The 16,661-nt window shown below is 72.6% G+C and carries 16 protein-coding genes; 6 read left to right on the top strand and 10 right to left on the bottom strand.

All coding sequences use genetic code 11. The features are described from left to right. Positions 1–24: 24 nt before the first annotated feature. The 7 genes from ACFYM0_RS00605 to ACFYM0_RS00575 form a co-directional block, all read right to left on the bottom strand. Positions 25–1,593, bottom strand: coding sequence for a hypothetical protein (locus ACFYM0_RS00605; RefSeq protein ID WP_388495238.1), 1,569 nt, complete (start codon positions 1,591–1,593; stop codon positions 25–27). Positions 1,594–1,740: 147 nt separating this feature from the next. Beyond that, entirely contained in the window at positions 1,741–1,935 is a 195-nt protein-coding gene (locus ACFYM0_RS00600) for a hypothetical protein (protein WP_388495237.1), read from the bottom strand. Between the two features lie 100 nt (positions 1,936–2,035). Beyond that, positions 2,036–2,695 carry an ABC transporter ATP-binding protein gene (locus ACFYM0_RS00595; protein ID WP_388495236.1) on the bottom strand — a complete coding sequence of 220 codons (660 nt, stop codon included), beginning with the start codon at positions 2,693–2,695 and terminating at the stop codon, positions 2,036–2,038. Then, positions 2,688–3,578, bottom strand: a complete 891-nt coding sequence (locus tag ACFYM0_RS00590) for an ABC transporter ATP-binding protein (protein ID WP_388495817.1) — start codon at positions 3,576–3,578, stop codon at positions 2,688–2,690. Before ACFYM0_RS00590 ends, ACFYM0_RS00595 begins: the two co-directional genes overlap by 8 nt. Positions 3,579–3,697: 119 nt before the next feature. Further along, positions 3,698–4,612, bottom strand: a complete 915-nt coding sequence (locus ACFYM0_RS00585; RefSeq protein ID WP_388495235.1) for an ABC transporter permease — start codon at positions 4,610–4,612, stop codon at positions 3,698–3,700. Continuing rightward, positions 4,605–5,570: an ABC transporter permease gene (locus ACFYM0_RS00580; protein ID WP_388495234.1), complete on the bottom strand. Its 966-nt coding sequence runs from the start codon at positions 5,568–5,570 to the stop codon at positions 4,605–4,607. Before ACFYM0_RS00580 ends, ACFYM0_RS00585 begins: the two co-directional genes overlap by 8 nt. A 47-nt stretch (positions 5,571–5,617) precedes the next feature. Next, positions 5,618–7,237: an ABC transporter substrate-binding protein gene (locus ACFYM0_RS00575; protein WP_388495815.1), complete on the bottom strand. Its 1,620-nt coding sequence runs from the start codon at positions 7,235–7,237 to the stop codon at positions 5,618–5,620. A 193-nt stretch (positions 7,238–7,430) separates the two neighbouring features. On the opposite strand from ACFYM0_RS00575, the gene ACFYM0_RS00570 reads away from it, so the two are divergent. Together ACFYM0_RS00570 and ACFYM0_RS00565 are read left to right on the top strand one after the other, a co-directional pair. Next, the gene (locus ACFYM0_RS00570; RefSeq protein ID WP_388495233.1) at positions 7,431–8,450 is read left to right on the top strand and encodes a fibronectin type III domain-containing protein; all 1,020 of its coding nucleotides are present in this window, start codon (positions 7,431–7,433) and stop codon (positions 8,448–8,450) included. A gap of 212 nt (positions 8,451–8,662) precedes the next feature. Continuing rightward, complete coding sequence (locus ACFYM0_RS00565; protein ID WP_388495232.1) at positions 8,663–10,684, top strand: ATP-binding protein; 2,022 nt, start codon at positions 8,663–8,665, stop codon at positions 10,682–10,684. 186 nt (positions 10,685–10,870) lie between these two features. On the opposite strand, the gene ACFYM0_RS00560 is transcribed toward ACFYM0_RS00565, so the two are convergent. Further along, positions 10,871–11,056: a DUF5999 family protein gene (locus tag ACFYM0_RS00560; protein ID WP_243341733.1), complete on the bottom strand. Its 186-nt coding sequence runs from the start codon at positions 11,054–11,056 to the stop codon at positions 10,871–10,873. Between the two features lie 155 nt (positions 11,057–11,211). Here ACFYM0_RS00560 and ACFYM0_RS00555 point away from each other — a divergent pair, with 155 nt between their 5' ends. Continuing rightward, positions 11,212–11,649, top strand: coding sequence for an SRPBCC family protein (locus ACFYM0_RS00555; RefSeq protein WP_388495231.1), 438 nt, complete (start codon positions 11,212–11,214; stop codon positions 11,647–11,649). A gap of 111 nt (positions 11,650–11,760) precedes the next feature. On the opposite strand, the gene ACFYM0_RS00550 is transcribed toward ACFYM0_RS00555, so the two are convergent. Beyond that, positions 11,761–12,990 (bottom strand): acyl-CoA dehydrogenase family protein, encoded by a 1,230-nt coding sequence (locus tag ACFYM0_RS00550; protein WP_388495230.1) that lies wholly within the window; start codon positions 12,988–12,990, stop codon positions 11,761–11,763. Positions 12,991–13,200: 210 nt separating this feature from the next. Between ACFYM0_RS00550 and ACFYM0_RS00545 the strand changes: the two genes are divergently transcribed. Beyond that, positions 13,201–13,845, top strand: coding sequence for a TetR family transcriptional regulator (locus ACFYM0_RS00545; protein WP_388495229.1), 645 nt, complete (start codon positions 13,201–13,203; stop codon positions 13,843–13,845). Between the two features lie 60 nt (positions 13,846–13,905). Here the strand turns inward: ACFYM0_RS00545 and def are convergent, their stop codons facing one another. Next, complete coding sequence (gene def / locus ACFYM0_RS00540; RefSeq protein WP_327251569.1) at positions 13,906–14,460, bottom strand: peptide deformylase; 555 nt, start codon at positions 14,458–14,460, stop codon at positions 13,906–13,908. Between the two features lie 123 nt (positions 14,461–14,583). Here def and ACFYM0_RS00535 point away from each other — a divergent pair, with 123 nt between their 5' ends. Both ACFYM0_RS00535 and ACFYM0_RS00530 read left to right on the top strand, forming a co-directional pair. Next, positions 14,584–15,822 (top strand): MurT ligase domain-containing protein, encoded by a 1,239-nt coding sequence (locus tag ACFYM0_RS00535; RefSeq protein WP_388495228.1) that lies wholly within the window; start codon positions 14,584–14,586, stop codon positions 15,820–15,822. A gap of 19 nt (positions 15,823–15,841) precedes the next feature. After that, positions 15,842–16,570: a type 1 glutamine amidotransferase gene (locus ACFYM0_RS00530; protein ID WP_388495227.1), complete on the top strand. Its 729-nt coding sequence runs from the start codon at positions 15,842–15,844 to the stop codon at positions 16,568–16,570. Positions 16,571–16,661 lie beyond the last annotated feature (91 nt).

Below are 16,661 nucleotides of genomic sequence, written 5' to 3'. Positions count from 1 at the left end.
CGGTGGACGGGTCCCCGCGGTGGTTCAGCCGCCGTCGCGGACCGAGACGATGCCGTTGAAGACGCCGACGTATGCCGTCCCGTCGGGGCCCAGTGTGATCGGGGCCCAGTTGTTGTCGTACAGCGGGCCGGTGCCGGTCAGCTGACGCCAGCGGCGCTCACCGGTGCGGAAGTCGACGGCCGTGAGGTACCAGGCGTCGATCCCCCAGACGTTCGGCTCCTTCTCGTAGAAGTAGAGCAGTCCGTTCGCGGTGGAGAGCTTGGGGACCACGGAGGGCGAGCGGATCGCGCTCTGCCACACCGTGTCGCAGCCGCTGCCGTCGGCGCGGACGTCGATGCGGCTCACGCCGCCGACGACCGACTTGCCGAGGACCAGCGACGTGACGTTCTCGTAGCCGTAGTTGTTCTCGACGACGATGCTGTTGCCCCAGGTGATCAGGGAGTTGTCGGTGGTCGAGGCACCCGGCCCGAAGACCGGGACCTTGCACACCAGGCGCTGCCCCTCGGGCACGTCCAGGCCCCGCTTGAAGACCAGGACGTTCATCCGGTCGTCGGCGTTGTCGGTGATCGCGACGTAGCCGTTGCCGAAGAGGTCCGGGGTGGTGCCCGAACCCTGGTTGACCGAGCCGGGCTTGGTTCCCGTACCCCGGTCGTAGGTCTGGCGCCACTGCACGACGGGGGTGCCGTCGGCGGAGGCGGTGAAGCTGTACAGCGCGTGGTCGGTGACGATGGAGACCCCGTCCTCGCCGACCGAGAAGGAGTTCTGGATCTCCTCCCCCGCCAGCCGGACCGAGCGGATCACCGAGGTCGCCGGGTCCACGGTGCCGACACGGCCCTGGCGGGTGACCCACCAGATGCGGCCGTCCCAGTCGGGCATCACCGAGGTGACCGGGTCACAGGTGCCGCTGGGCCACAGGTTGGTCCAGTCGACGCAGTCGTGCGGGACCTGGCCGGTGAGGTCCCAGTCGTTGTCGACCTTGAACTCCCAGCCCCCGTCCGGCTTCTGCACGTGCGAGAGCCTCAGGACGTGCTGGCGGGAGTCGGCCAGCACCGCCCGGTCCTGGTTGTCCAGGTAGAAGTAGGCGCCGCCCGAGGTGTCCTTGAAGATCTTCGAGAAGTCGAGCGAGGTGATCGCCTGGACCGTCGAGGAACGCTGCGGGAGCTGGTACTCCGCGAGCGTGGCGAGCGTACGGGGCTCCAGCAGCTTGACCTTGAAGCCGCCGAAGGTGCCGCACACCGTGACCAGCCGGCCGCCCGAGTCGAAGGTGGCGGTGGCGCATTCGCCGCCGAGGGCGGCGATCTTCTCGCTGGTCACCTTCGGGTTCTTGCCGAGCGGTCCCGACCAGGGCGAGGTGGCACTGCCCGCCGCGTCGGAGTGCATGCCGCTGCGGCCGTTGGGCGCGAGGAAGGGGTGCTGCGGCGGGGCTTCGCCGGGCAGCGGCGCGGCCGCGGCCGGGGCGCCCTCGTAATGGCTGACCAGGCGGTGGCCCGGGGCCAGGGGTATCTCGTCGGCGGCGGCCGGCGAGACCCCGTACAACACCGCACATGCGGCGAGAGCGGGTGCCACGGCGCAGTTCAGCGCTCTTCGGAACATCCGGACTTCCTTTCTTGTCCTCGGCTCTATTGACATTGCGTATGACATCGCGCCGCGGCCAGACGCTAGATCGCACTGCCTGAGGAGTCCATGGAAGAGCCGGATGATTCACGAAGGCGCAACAGTTGATCAACTCGCGGGTGTGGGTCAGGGCTTGAAGCCGCCGACCACGTTCGCCGTGGCCGAGACTCCGTTGTGGATGGTCTGCGCGAGGCTGCTGCTCGCGAGATAGAAGCCGAGCAGGACGCAGACGAGCGCATGCGACAGCTTGAGGCCGCCGCCGCGCATGAAGATCCATGCGAGGACGAGGAGCAGGACGAGGACGGAGAGGGAGATCACCATCGGAACACCTCCTTACGCGGCGCCATGCTGGCGCAGCGGGAGGGCTCTTCGGGCGAAACTCGTGTCCGCCAAACGGGTGTTGACGGTCCGTGACCGGTGTTCAGCCCTTGACGATCTCGTCCCAGTGGGCCGTTCGCCCGCACCAGCGGCCGAGCAGCACGGGGTCGTGCCCGACCGCCAGCAGGCCCGCGCCGGACTCCGCCCGGTACTCCTCGACCACGCCGACCAGCGCGGCGGTGGTGGACGCGTCGAGCATGGCGGTCATCTCGTCGCACACCAGCCACCGCGGCCGGAGCACCAACGCCCTTGCCACGCACGCCCGTTGCAACTGACCGTCGCTGACCTCGTGGGGCCGACGGTCGAGCAGGTCCGCGCCCAGGCCGACCCGGTCCGCCAACTCGGGCACGATGGCGTCGATTTCGCCACGCCGGCCGGTGGCCCGGAGCGGTTCGGCGACCAGCTCGCGCAGCCTGAGCCGGGGGTCCGCCGCCAGCCGGGGCTGCTGGAACACCATGCCGACGGAGGTCCGCAGGGCGCGCGGGGCGCGGTGCCGGAAGCCGGTCACGGCACGGCCGTCGAAGGCCACGGTCCCCCGGTCGGGCCGGTGCAGCAGTGCGGCGACCCTGGCCAGGGTGGACTTGCCGCAGCCGCTGGGGCCGAGCAGTCCGAGGGATTCGCCGGGGGCGAGGCTCAGGTGGGCGCCGCGGACGACCGGGGCCCGGCGGTCGTAGCCGGCGGTGATGCCGGTGAGCTCAAGCATGGTGGCAGGCCACCCCTTCGGTGAGCGGGGGCCGCTCGGCCCGGCAGTGGGAGTCGGCGCGTGGACAGCGGGCGGCGAAGGCGCAGCCGGGCGGGAGCGCGCCGAGCTCGGGCGGAGCGCCGGGGACGGGCCTGAAGGCCCGCTCGGGGAGGGCGTCGAGGAGTCCGCGCGCGTAGGGGTGGCGGGGGCCCGGAGCGCCGAAGAAGACGTCGGCGGGGGCGGTTTCCACGATGCGGCCCGCGTACATGACGGCCACGGTGTCGGCGATCCGGTGGGCCGCCGCGAGGTCGTGCGTGATCATCAGCAGGGCCCGGCCCGCGTCCCGGGTGTGGGCGCGCAGTTCGTCGACGGTGCGGCGGACGAGGTCCCGGTCGAGACCGGTGGTCGGCTCGTCGGCGAGCAGCAGGGGCGCGTCGCCGATCAGCGCGAGCGCGGTGGCGGCGCGCTGGGCGAGCCCGCCGGAGAGCTCGTGGGGATGGCGGTCGAGGTGCGTGGCGGGGAAGGCCGCCCGGCGGGCCGCGGCTTCGGCGGCCCCGCGCAGTTCCGCCTTGGCGGCCCCGGTCAGTTCGCGGACCGTCTCCTCCAGATGGGACCGGATGGTGCGGACCGGGGTGAGGTGCGCGGCCGGGCTCTGCGGCACCAGGGCGACGCGGCGGCCGCGGATGCTGCGGGCGAGGGTGCGTTCGTCGAGGGCGAGGAGGTCGGTCCCGTCGGCGAGGCGGGCCGAGCCGGCGGTCTCGGCGTTGCCCGGGAGCAGTCCGAGGAGGGCGGATGCGAGCACGGACTTGCCGCAGCCGCTCTCCCCGACGAGCGCGAGGCACGCGCCGGGGGCCAGGGCGAGGGTGGCGTCGGTGACGGCCTCCACGTACCGGCCGCCGCGCATGCGGAAGCGGACGGAGAGCCGGTCCAGTTCGAGGACGGGCCGGGTGGAACGCCGGTCCGGCCCCTGCGGGACGCCGGCCGGCGCCGCCGAGGACTCCGGCGCCGGCGGGGTGGGGGTCTTCACAGTGTCAGCTCCGAGCGGCGGCGGGGGTTGAGGCGCTCGCGCCAGGCGCCCGCGAGACCGGCGATCGCCAGGGTCGGGACGATCAGGAGGAGCCCGGGGAACAGAGTGGGCCACCAGTCGCCGGCGAGCAGCGAACCGCGGGCCGTCTGGACCAGGTTGCCCAGGCTCGCCTGGTGCGCCGGCAGGCCGAGGCCCAGGAAGGACAGGGCCGACTCGTGCCACATGGCGTGCGGGATCATCAGCACGGCGGCGAGCCCGGCCTGCGGCAGCACTCCGGGCACGAGGTGGCGTACGGCCACCCGCCACCGCGAGGCGCCGCCCGAGACGGCCGCGTCCACGTGGGGCCGCGAGCGGAGCGAGAGGACTTCCGCGCGGACGATGCGGGCCGTGGACAGCCAGTGGGTCAGGGCCACGGAGACGACGACCGGCCACACCCCCGGCCGGAACATCGCCACGATGAAGATGCCGAGCAGCAGGTGCGGGATCGAGGACAGGGCGTCCACCACCCGCATGACGCACCGGTCCGGCCACCCGCCGAGCGCCCCGGCGAGCGCGCCGACCGCCGTGCCGAGGACGGTGGCGACCAGCGCGGCCACCAGCCCGACCAGCAGCGAGACGCGCAGCCCGTAGACGCAGCGCAGCAGCAGGTCGCGGCCCACGTCGTCGGTGCCGAAGGGGTGGGCCCAGGAGGGCGGCAGGAGCTTTGCCGACAAGTCGACTGCCTGTTGGTCGAGTTGGACCAGAGGTGGCACGAGCAGCACGGCGAGCGCGATGAGGGCGACGATCACCGCCGAGGTCCGCACCCGCAGGGTCCGGGTGGAACTCCGGTCGCGGCCGTGGGACCGCCAGAGCCGCTCTCCGGTCGCGTCGGCCGTCCCGGTCGCGTCAGCCGTCCCGGTCGCGTCAGCCATCGAAGCCCACCCTCGGGTCGGCCAGCCCGTAGAGCAGGTCGGAGAGCAGGTTCCCGGCGAGCACGGCAGCCGTGGCCAGGACCGTCAGCGCGGCCAGCAGCGGGAAGTCCACCGCGGTCGCGGCCTGGACGGTGGCCGCGGCGATGCCGGGCCAGCTGAAGACGGTCTCCACCATCAGCGCTCCGGTGATCAGCTCCGGCACCCGTGACCCGATCAGGGTCAGCATCGGGAGCATGCCGGAGCGCAGCCCGTGGCCGAGCAGCACCCGCCGCTCCCCCAGGCCCCGCGCACGGGCGCCCCGTACGGGATCCTCCTCCAGCGCGTCGGCCACGCCCTGCCTGACGTACAGGAAGAACCAGGGCAGTTGGGAGATGCCCAGGACCAGCGCGGGCAGCACCAGGTGGCGGGCCACCTGCCCGGCGGTGACGACGTCGCTGCCCGCGTCGGTGAGGCCGCCGGACGGCAGTACGCCCAGGCGCACCGAGAAGAACCAGACGGCGAGCAGGCCCAGCCAGAAGGCCGGGGCCGCTTCGAGGGTGTACGCGAGCCCGGAGACGGCCCGGTCCAGGCGCCCGCCCTGCCGGCGCGCGGCCAGGACGCCGAGCCCGGTGCCCAGCAGCACGGCGACGGCGAAGGCGCACAGCGCGAGCAGCGCCGACCAGCCGAGGCGCTGCGCGATGACGTCGGAGACGGGCTGGCGCATGACGGCGGAGGTGCCGAGGTCGCCGGTCAGCGCCGAGGTGAGCCACTCCCACCATCGCGCGGGCAGGGGCTGGTCGGCGCCGAGGTTGACCCGCAGCTGGTCGAGTCCGGCCTGGGAGGCGGTGAGCCCGGCGGTGCCGGCGTACGCCTTGACGGGGTCGAAGGGGGACAGCGAGGCGACGGCGAACACCCCGAAGGTCACGACGAGCAGGACCGGGCCGGCGAACAGGGTCCGCCGTCCCGCCATGCGCGCCATCGGCCCCCAGGGGAAACGCCGGAGACGCCGGAGACCCTGGAGACGGCTCACTTGTGCTTCGGCTTCCAGCTCTCGACGTTCCACCAGGGGCCGGTTCCGAGGCCGTGGTCGTGCGGCTCGATCTGGGTGGAGGGCCCGTCCCACCGGTCGGCCACGACGTAGAGGTGGTCGATGTGGGTGAGGTAGACGTAGCCCGGGTTCTTGACCAGCTCGCGCTGGACCGTGTCGTACGCGGCCTTGCGCACGGCCGGGTCCGCGCTCCTGCGGCCCTCGAGCAGTGCCTTGTCGACGGCCGGGTTGTCGTACCGGGCCATGTTGTTGAAGCCGTCGCCCGCGAGGGCGGAGTTCAGCGTCAGGAACTGGTCGAAGTCCGGGTCGGCCGGTGAGCCGCCGCCCGCGAGGACGGCGTCGGTCTTCATCCGGGGCTCGATGACCTCCCAGCTGCCCGATTCGGTGGTGACCTGGATGCCGGCCTTCTTGGCGTCGGAGGCGAAGGCGAGCGCGTGGTCCTGGCGGAGCTTGTCGCCGGAGGTGTACCAGAGCGGGAAGGCGGCTCGGACCCCGTCCTTGGCGCGGATGCCGTCGGCGCCGGGGATCCAGCCGGCGTCGTCGAGGATCTTCTTGGCCTCGGCGAGGTCGTACGGACGCTCGGTGCCGGCGGCGAACCACGGGCTGCCGGTCGGGACGGGGCCGTAGGCGGGCTTGCCCGCGCCCTCCAGGAGCTTGTCGACCAGCGCGCCGCGGTCCACGGCGATGTCCAGCGCCCGGCGGACGGCCGTGTCACCGGTGACGGGGTGCCCGGTCGGCAGGGTGACGTTGCGGTAGTCGAAGGTCTTGGCGGCGTAGGTCTTCATCGTCCCGGCGGCCTTGCCGGCCTCGTCGGACTTGAATCCCTTGGCCAGGTTCGGCGGCAGGACGGCCCCGTCCAGTTCGCCGGAGCGCAGCCGGGTGGCGCGTACGTCGTCGTCCTTGATGACCGCCATGGTGAACTTCTTCACCGCGGGCTCGCCGCCCCAGTAGGACGGGTTGGCCTTGAAGCTCAGCTTCTCACCCTTGGACCAGGTGGTGAGCACGTAGGGTCCGGTGCCGATGGGCCTGGTGGTGAACTCGCCGCTGTTGACGTCCTGTCCGCCCGCTACGTGCTCGGGGGCGATGGGCAGGACGGTCCGCTCGGCGAAGGGGGCGTAGGGGTACTTCAGGGTGAAGACGACGGCGTCTTCACCGCGCGCCGTGACGTCCGCGATCGCGTCGAGCTCGGACTTGGACGCGTTCTTCGTCTTCGCGTCGAGGATCGTCCGGTAGGTGAAGACGACGTCCTTGGCACCGAAGGGCCGTCCGTCGCTGAACTTCACGCCCCGGCGCAGCGGGTAGGTGTAGGTGAGTCCGTCCGCGGAGACCTCCGGGAGGGTTTCGGCCAGTGCGGGCTTCAGCTTCATGTCGGCGTCGTGCGCCAGCAGTCCGTCGAAGATCTTCGAGTTGCCGTCCTTGCCGTAGCCCAGCAGCGGGCTGAGGCTCTCCGGCTCGGTGGCTATGCCGACCACGGCGGAGTCGGCCGCTCCCGCGCCCGCCGCGACGCCTCCCCCGGGGTTCGAACAGGCCGCCGCCCCCATGACGATCACCGTGGCCGCGGTCGCCCCGGCCATTCCCCGTACGGTCCGGGCCTTCATCTGGTGCACTTCCTTCGTTATTGCAAAGAGCACGCAATAATGCCAGACGGGGACGGAGGAACACGAACCGGGCCGCACCGGCGGGAAGGGGCCGCGCAGGGGTCTTGCCCGGCCGCCGCGGAGCATGCCATATATGTCTAGACCTTTCCGAGGAGCCGGAAGACCCGCAGAACGGAAGACGAGGGTGCCCGCCGTGCACGACCCCGCACCCAGCACCGCGCCGCACCCCCCGCGCCGCCCCTTGCGCCGCTCCCGGCGGCCGTCCGTACGCGGAGCCGCACCCGCCCTGGCCCTGGCCCTCGCGGCCGCCTCGCTGACGGCGTGCGGCGACTCCGACACCACACCCCCGGCGGTTCCGGCCGGGCTCACCGCCCAAGCGGGCAGCGCCACTTCGGTCCACGTCATGTGGCAGTCGCCCGCGCCCGCCGACGGGGTGACCTCCTTCCTCGTCTACCAGGCGGACCGGCTGGTCCGTGAACTGCCCGCCGACAAGACGATGACGGACATCACCGGCCTCACCCCGCGGACGGCCTACGCGTTCACGGTCCGCGCCCGGGACGCCGCCGGGAACACCTCCCAGGCCGGCGCGGCCGCCTCGGCCACCACCCCCGCGGCCACGGCCGAGGACCGGCTGGCCCCGACCGCCCCGCCCCGCACGGAGGGCCGGGCCCTCGGGCCCACCTCCGCCCGGCTGACCTGGGCCGCGGCCACCGATGACACCGGCGTCACCGCGTACGACGTCTACCAGGGCGAAGCCCGGATCCACACGGTCGGCCCCGGCATCACCACCACGGTCCTGGAAGACCTCCGGCCGGACAGCGTGTACACCTTCACCGTCCGGGCCCGCGACGGCTCCGACAACTCCTCCCCCGCCGGCCCCGCCGCGGACGTGACCACCCCGCCCGGGCCCGGACAGCGGACCGGCACCGCTCCGGCCGAGTTCACCGCGGTCGCCTCGCCGGGCGCGGTCACCCTCGCCTGGAACGCCCCGGCCACCGGCCGGCAGACCACGGCGTACGAGCTCTACGTCAACGGCCGCCCCACCACCGTCATCCAGTTCGGCGAGGGCGCCGTCCCGGACGGCCGGGCGGAACACCGCCTCACGGTCGCCGAACCGCCCGGCACGGTATGGACGGTGAAGCTCCGGGCGCGGCTGCCCGACGGCACCTGGGGCGCCTTCTCCGCCGAACGGCGGGTCGTACTGGCCTCCTGAACGCCCTCCCGAACGCCTCCCGAGCGGCCTGCGGAACGACTCGCGAACTCCCGTCGACGGAGCAGTTCCTGACAACCTGTTCGTTCGATCTGCCCCGAACGGTACTGCGGAGAAAGAAGATCGCGCAGAATACTCCCGTGTTCGGTGAGTACTCGGTCAACAACAATCAGGCAGATTCCATGGACGGCGATCCTGGGCCAGACTCTGGCGCCGTGCCGGGAAACCTGCCGCCGGAAACGGCGAGCTTCGTGGGCCGTGAGCGTGAACTCGGCCTCCTGTCCGACCTGCTGCGCGAGCGTCGGCTCGTGACGCTCACGGGCGTCGGCGGCGTGGGCAAGTCCAGGCTGGCCCTGCGGGCCGCCGCCGACCCCCGCCAGCGCAGGCCCGACGGGGTGTGGTGGGTGGAGCTCTCCCCGCTGCGCGACGCCGACCTGCTCACCGCCACCGTCGCGCACGCCCTCGGCCTCGCCCACCAGTCCCCGCGCCCCCTGGACGAGGAACTGTGCGCATGGATGGCCGACAAGGAGCTGCTGCTCGTCCTGGACACGTGCGAGCACCTGGTGGCCGCCTGCCGGCACCTGGTGGGCGAACTCCTGCAGTCCGCACCGGGCCTGACGGTGCTCATCACCACCCGCGAGCCGCTCCGCAGCCCCGGGGAGGACCTGGTCGAGGTCAGCCCGTTGCCCAGCGAAGGCCCCGACAGCGACGCCCTGGCCCTGTTCCGGGCCCGCGCCATCTCCGCCACCCCGCTCGCCGCGGCCGCCTTCACAGACCCGGACCGCGCGGCCCTCGCCGCGGACATCTGCCGCCGCCTGGACGGGATCCCCCTCGCCCTCGAACTGGCCGGCGCCCGCATGCGGCTGTGGACCCTGGAACAGATGGTGCAGCGCCTCGAAGGCCGCTTCGACCTGCTGTCCGGCACCACCACCGCCCTCCTCCCCCGGCACCAGACGATGCGCACCGCGATCGGCTGGAGCCACGAGCTGTGCGAGCCGGTCGAGCGGCTGCTGTGGGCCCGGCTCTCGGTGTTCACCGGGGACTTCGACGTGGCCGCGGCCCGCGCGGTGTGCTCCGGCGGCCCCCTGCCCGCCGCACGGGTGGAGCGGGTCCTGGCGTCCCTGGTGGCGAAGTCGGTGGTCCGGTGCAGCCGGGAACGGGGCGCGGGCGCCCGCTACCGGCTGCTGGACACCATCCGCGAGTACGGCCAGGACTGGCTGGCGGAACTCGGCGAGGAGCGCGTCGTCGCCGACCGGCACGCCCACTGGTACGCGGCGCTCGCGAAGGCCGCCGACCCGGGCTGGATGGGCCCGGGCCAGGTGGACTGGTACCGCAGGATGACCGCCGAGCAGGCGCAGCTCCGTACCGCCCTGGAACACCTGCTCCGCTCGGACCCCACGGCGGCCCTGGAGACGACCGGCGCGCTCTGGTTCTTCTGGTTCTCCTGCGGCCACGTCCACGAGGGCCGGTCCTTCCTGGAACGGGCCCTGAGCCGGGGCCCGCGCTCGGGAGCCGCGTACGTGCAGGCCCTGTGGGCCCTGGGGCTCACCACCCTGCTCCAGGGCGACCTGGCCACGGCCGAGGAGCTGGGCAAGGCCTGCACCGGCGCCGCGGCCACCCTGGCCGACCCGGAGCCGGAGCTGCGCGCCGCGTACCTGCACGCGGTGTCGGTGCTGATGCCGGGCGACCCCCTACGGGCCCTGGCGCTCGCCGGCCCCCGGGCGCGCGGGGGGCACGGCGGGAGACCCAGCGGCGTGGGCTGGCTGCTGTGCCGGCTGGCCACCGGCTACGCCCTGTGCGACCTCGGGCGCTTCGAGGAAGCCGAGCAGGAGGCCCAGGGCCTGCGCGAGGCCTGCACGGAGCTGGGCGAGCGCTGGCTGCGGGCGTACGCGGACTACATCCTGGCCGTGGCGGCGTTCGGGCTCGGCCACCACGGGGAGGCGGCCCGGCACGCGCGGGCGATGCTGTCGGGCAAACGGCTGCTGGGCGACCGCTTCGGGATCGCGCTCGGTCTCGACCTGCTGGCGGCGGCGGTGGCGGCCATGGGAGACGGCGAGCTGGCGGCCCGGCTGCTGGGCACGGGGCACGCATGGTGGCGCACGGTGGGCCGGCCGCAGATGGGCTCCCCCTCACTCACGGCCGTGCGCGAGCAGGGCGAACGGCAGGCGAGGGCGGCGATCGGCGACGAGGCGTACGAGAACGCCTTCCTGGGCGGCGCGGCGGCGTCCACCGGCTGACGCCCGACCCGTGGGCCCGGGCAGTGGGCCCACGCGGTGGACGCAGCCGATGGCGCCGTGGCGTAAATCCGGGGCTCCCGTCAGTACGGGAGGGGTCTGCCCGACGGTGTACGCAGGTCCAGGTCTCGGGGTGCGGGCTTCGGGACGGGCTTTCGGATCAGCTGCTGGCGCATGCTGCCTCCTCGCTCAGACCAGGGCCGGGCGGCGGGGTTCCACCGTGCGGCCGTCGGGGAGCAGTTCACCTGTGTCATCGAAGACCACGGCACCGTTGCACAGCAGGTTCCAGCCCTGTTCGGGGTGGAAGGCCACGGTGCGTGCGGCGTCGTGGTCAACGCTGTCGGCGGTCGGGCAGGGGGGCTGGTGGGAGCACATGGCGCACCTCCTCGCAGAGTGGGGCGGGAAGGCCGGTGGTCACCCGGTCGAATCCGCGATCCACGGTGGCGGTGAGTATTGCTGATCGCCACCCCCGGGCGGAACCCATATTCGCCGCCCAGTTCAGGGTGTGTATGCCCGCTTACGATGCGCTCATGCCCGCTATCCGGATCATTCACCACACACTTCTCGACACCGGGGAGGCGTGGAGGAGGCTGACGGACTGGGAACGCCACGCCTCCGCCGTCCCGCTCACCCGGGCGATCATCGAAACGCCGCCCCCGACGCACACCGGGACCCGTTTCACCATGCGTACGGGCGTGGGGAGCATCACCTTCGACGACCCGATGGAAGTCACCCTCTGGCAGCCCCCGCACGCCGGCTCCGCGGGACTGGTCCGGCTGGTCAAACACGGCCGCGTGGTGCGGGGCAGGGCGGAGATCGAGATCCGCCCCGCGCCGGCGGGCGGCTGCGAGGCCGAATGGCGCGAGGAACTGCACGTGCGCGGCCTGGGCCGCCCCTTCGACCCCCTGGTGGCGGCGGCGGCGCGCCTCTTCTTCACCCGCGCCCTGGAGGCCCTCCTGCGCCCCTGAGCGGGGCGCAGGAGCCCCGGCCAGGCCCGGCGGGCCCGCCGACGGCGTACGAAGGGGCCCGGGGCCGCCCCACGGCAACCCCGGGCCCCTTCCCTGATTTCCGGCCCCGCGCTAGCGGATCGGCATGCCCGAGAGGGTGCGGGCGATCACCAGGCGCTGGATCTCGCTGGTGCCCTCGAAGATGGTGTAGATCGCGCTGTCGCGGTGCATGCGCTCCACCGGGTACTCGCGGGTGAAGCCGTTGCCGCCCAGGATCTGCAGCGCCTGCGCGGTGACCTTCTTCGCGGTCTCGCTCGCGAACAGCTTCGACATCGAGCCCTCGGCCGAGGTGAAGGGCTTGCCCGCGACCGCCATCCAGGAGGCCCGCCACACCAGCAGCCGGGCCGCGTCGATGGAGGTCCGCATGTCCGCGAGCTGGAAGGCGACGCCCTGGTTGTCGATGATCGGGCGGCCGAACTGCGTACGGGTCTTCGCGTAGTCCAGCGCCACCTCGTACGCGGCGCGCGCCGTACCCACCGCCATGGCGCCGACGGCCGGGCGGGAGGCCTCGAAGGTGGCCATGGCCGCGTTCTTCACGCGCTCCCCGCCGCCCGCCTTGGCCCGCTCGTGGGCCCGCGCGAGCCGCTCGTCCAGCTTCTCCTTGCCGCCGAGCAGGCAGGAACCGGGGATCCGTACGTCCTCCAGCACCACCTCGGCGGTGTGCGAGGCGCGGATCCCGTGCTTCTTGAACTTCTGCCCCTGGGAGAGGCCCGGGGTGTTCGGCGGCACGATGAAGGAGGCGTGCCCCTTCGTCCCCAGCTCCGGGTCGACGACGGCCACCACGATGTGGACGTTGGCGATGCCGCCGTTGGTCGCCCAGGTCTTCGTACCGTTGAGCACCCACTCGTCCGTGGCCTGGTCGTACACGGCGCGGGTGCGCATCGCTCCCACGTCGGAGCCGGCGTCGGGCTCGGAGGAGCAGAAGGCGGCGACCTTCACGTCGTCGGGGGTGCCGTACATCTGCGGGATCCAGGTGCCGATCTGCTCCTCGGTGCCGTTGGCGACGACGCCGATGGCGGCGAGCCCGGTGCCGACGATCGACAGGGCGATGCCCGCGTCGCCCCAGAACAGCTCCTCCATGGCCATCGGGATGCCGAGGCCCGTGGGGTCGAAGAACTGCTGGGCGTAGAAGTCGAGGGAGTAGATGCCGACCTTGGCGGCCTCCTGGATGACGGGCCACGGAGTCTCTTCGCGCTCGTCCCATTCCGCGGCGGCGGTGCGGATCACGTCGGCGGCGAAGCCGTGGATCCAGTCCCGCACCTGCTTCTGGTCGTCGTTGAGCTCCATGGTGAACTCCGCCATGTCCCCTCCAGCTTTCGTCTCGCCTGCCGTGCAGATGGTTACCCAGTAGTAGTTACCAGCGGTAACCCCCATTTCGACTCCAGTCTGTTACCGGCCGGTAAGCACTGTCAAGCAGCAGCGATGACGGACCGCCGATGAGATCACCAGGGTGTGCGGGGTGTTACGTTGCGTGGGCCTCAGGACATCGCAAGGGCGGGGAGTGAACAGGGCATGGAGACCACACGGCAGTCCGGTGAGCCGGGAGCGGGCGAGCGCCGGCGGCGGGAGCTGCTGGAGGCCGCCGACCGGGTCGTCCTCAGGGACGGCCCCAAAGCGTCCATGAACGCCATCGCGGCGGAAGCGGGGATCACCAAACCCATCCTCTACCGCCACTTCGGCGACAAGGCGGGCCTCTACCAGGCCCTGGCCGTCCGGCACACGGACGCCCTGCTCGACTCGCTGCGCACGGCGCTGGACGCACCCGCCGAACGGCGCAGCCGGGTGGAGGCCACCCTCGACACCTATCTCGCCGCGATCGAGGCCCGCCCCCAGGTCTACCGCTTCCTCATGCACCCGGCCGAGGACTCCCAGGCCCCCGAGCGCGGCTTCGACGTCGGCCTGCACTCGGCCCCGCTGCTGCGCCGCCTCGGCGAGGAACTGGCCCAGGTGATCGGCGAACGCGTGGACCTGGGCCCCGGCGGCGAACGCCTGGCCCGGGTCTGGGGGCACGGCATCGTCGGCATGATGCACGCGGCGGGCGACTGGTGGCTCGGCGAACGCCCCTGTGACCGCACCGAACTCGTCAGCGCCCTCACCGACCTCCTGTGGGGCCGCCTGGCCACAGCCGGCAACCGGGCGGACGGCCCGGGCTTCTGAGCCCAACCGGTCACACCCGGCGCCGCCGGGAAGGTCAGCCTTGCACCGGCCGTCCGCAGGCTAATCGCGCAGCGCCGCCGCGCCCCAGTCCGTCTTGCGGATGGCCCTGCGCAGGCGCCGGGCCCGCAGCCCGGTCACCCGGTCCGCGTACACCACACCGGCCAGGTGATCGCACTCGTGCTGCAGGCACCGCGCGAAGAACCCCGTCCCCGAGATCCGTACGGCCGCGCCGTCCGACGTGACCCCCTCCACCACCGCACTGTCGTAACGGAGCGTTCCCGCCTCCAGCCCCGGCAGGGACAGGCAGCCCTCGGGCCCGAGGAACTCGTCCCCGTCGGCCGACACCAGGCGCGGGTTGACGATGTGCCCGACGTGGCGGACGTCCTCGTCGTCGGGGCAGTCGTATACGAACACCCGCTGCCCGACACCGATCTGGTTCGCGGCGAGGCCGACGCCCTGGGCGGCGTACATCGTCGCGAACATGTCCTCGATGAGCCGGTCGAGGGCCGGGCCGAACTCGGTGACCTCCGCGCAAGCGGAATGGAGCACCGGGTCGCCCAGGAGGCTCATGGTGCGGACGATGCCGGAGGTACCGGGGAGGGGGCGCTGTCGCATGGCCGTAAGCCTACGACGGGCGACTATATGAGGAGATCTTCGGCAGACCGGGGGCGCCGCGGTCGGGGCGCGGGCAGGTCATGGATAGGCTGGGGGCGACCGACGCAAGGAGGACAAGGGACGATGGCAGGCAACACAGAGCCGCTTTCGCCGCGGGCCAAGCTGGCCGTGACGGCGGGCAAGGCCGCAGCGGCGGTGTCGCGGGCCGCGGGACGCGGAAGCGGATCGGTGATCGGAGGCAAGGTCGCGCTCAAGCTCGACCCCGATCTCCTCGGCGCGCTGGCGCAGCATCTCGACGTCGTCCTCGTCTCGGCGACGAACGGCAAGACCACGACGACCCGGCTCATCGCCGAGGCCCTGCGGGCCAGCGGCCCGGTCGTCTCGAACGCCCTGGGCGCCAACATGCCCGCGGGCATCACCTCCGCCCTGGCGGGCGGCTCCGACGCCCGCTACGGCGTCATCGAGGTGGACGAGAAGTACCTGGCCGGAGTGGCCCGGGACGTCACCCCCAAGGTGATCGCCCTGCTGAACCTCTCCCGCGACCAGCTGGACCGCGCCGCCGAGACCCGCATGCTCGCGGAGAAGTGGCGCGAGGGCCTCTCCGGTTCCAAGGCGGTCGTCGTCGCGAACGCGGACGACCCGCTGATCGTGTGGGCGGCCTCCTCCTCCACGAACGTGGTGTGGGTCGCGGCCGGCCAGGAGTGGAAGGACGACGCCTGGTCGTGCCCCTCCTGCGGTGGCGTCATGCAGCGTCCGGGCGACGACTGGTTCTGCGCCGAGTGCGGTTTCCGCCGTCCCACCCCGAGCTGGGTGCTCTCCGGTGACCACGTGCTCGACCCGCACGGCAGCGCCTGGCCGATCAGCCTCCAGCTCCCGGGCCGCGCCAACAAGGCCAACGCGGCCACCTCGGCCGCCGTGGCGGCCGTCTTCGGCGTCCCGCCGCAGGTGGCGCTGGAGCGGATGTACCAGGTGCAGGCCGTGGCCGGACGCTACGACGTGGTGAGCTTCCAGGGCCGCGAACTGCGCCTGCTGCTCGCGAAGAACCCGGCCGGCTGGCTGGAGACCTTCTCCCTGATCGACCCGCCGCCGACCCCGGTGATCCTGTCGGTGAACGCACGCGGCGCGGACGGCACCGACACCTCCTGGCTGTGGGACGTGGACTACCCGCGCCTGGCCGGCCACCCGATCTTCGTGATCGGCGACCGCAAGCTGGACCTCGCGGTCCGCCTGGAAGTCGCGGGCCTGGACTTCCGCGTGTGCGAGACCCTCGACGAGGCCGTGCAGCTGGCGCCGCCCGGGCAGATCGAGCTGATCGCCAACTACACCGCCTTCCAGGACGTGCGCCGCCGCGTCGGCAACTAGTACCCATAAGGACAAGAGCATGAGCGACAACAGCCTGCGTCTGGTGTGGGTCTACCCCGACCTGCTCAGCACGTACGGAGACCAGGGCAACGCCCTGGTCGTCGAGCGCCGGGCCCGCCGGCGCGGCCTGGACGTACAGCGCGTGGACGTGCGCAGCGACCAGCCGATCCCGACCTCGGGCGACATCTACCTGATCGGCGGCGGCGAGGACCGGCCGCAGCGGCTGGCCGCCGAGCGCCTGCTGCGCGACGGCGGTCTGGAGCGCGCCGTCTCGAACGGGGCGATCGTCTTCTCCGTCTGCGCCGGCTACCAGATCCTGGGCCAGGAGTTCGTCAACGACGTCGGCGAGCGCCAGCAGGGCCTCGGCCTGCTGGACGTGGTGACCGTGCGCGGCGAGGGCGAGCGGTGCGTCGGCGACGTGCTGGCGGACATCGACCCGCGGCTGGGGCTGCCGCAGCTGACCGGCTTCGAGAACCACCAGGGCGTCACGCACCTCGGCCCCACGGCGCGGCCGTTCGCGCGGGTCACGATGGGCCGGGGCAACGGCACCGGTGACGGCACCGAAGGCGCGTACAACGACACGGTGTTCGGCACGTACATGCACGGTCCCGTGATGGCCCGCAACCCGCAGATCGCGGACCTGCTGCTGAAGCTGGCCCTCGACGTGAACGCGCTGCCGCCCATCGACGACCGCTGGTACGAGGCGCTGCGCGCCGAGCGCATCGCGGCGGCCACGCAGCCCGCGTAGCCGCACCGCCACCGGCATCACCGGCACCGCCGATACCCGGCGTTCGGCCCGGATTCCCCTCGGGGCATCCGGGCCGACGTGTTTTCGTACG

The organism is Streptomyces sp. NPDC006487 (assembly GCF_042870555.1).
Taxonomy (GTDB): Bacteria; Actinomycetota; Actinomycetes; order Streptomycetales; family Streptomycetaceae; genus Streptomyces.
Note: the sequence above shows the minus strand (reverse complement) of the source record. Positions and strands in the feature narration are given on the sequence as shown.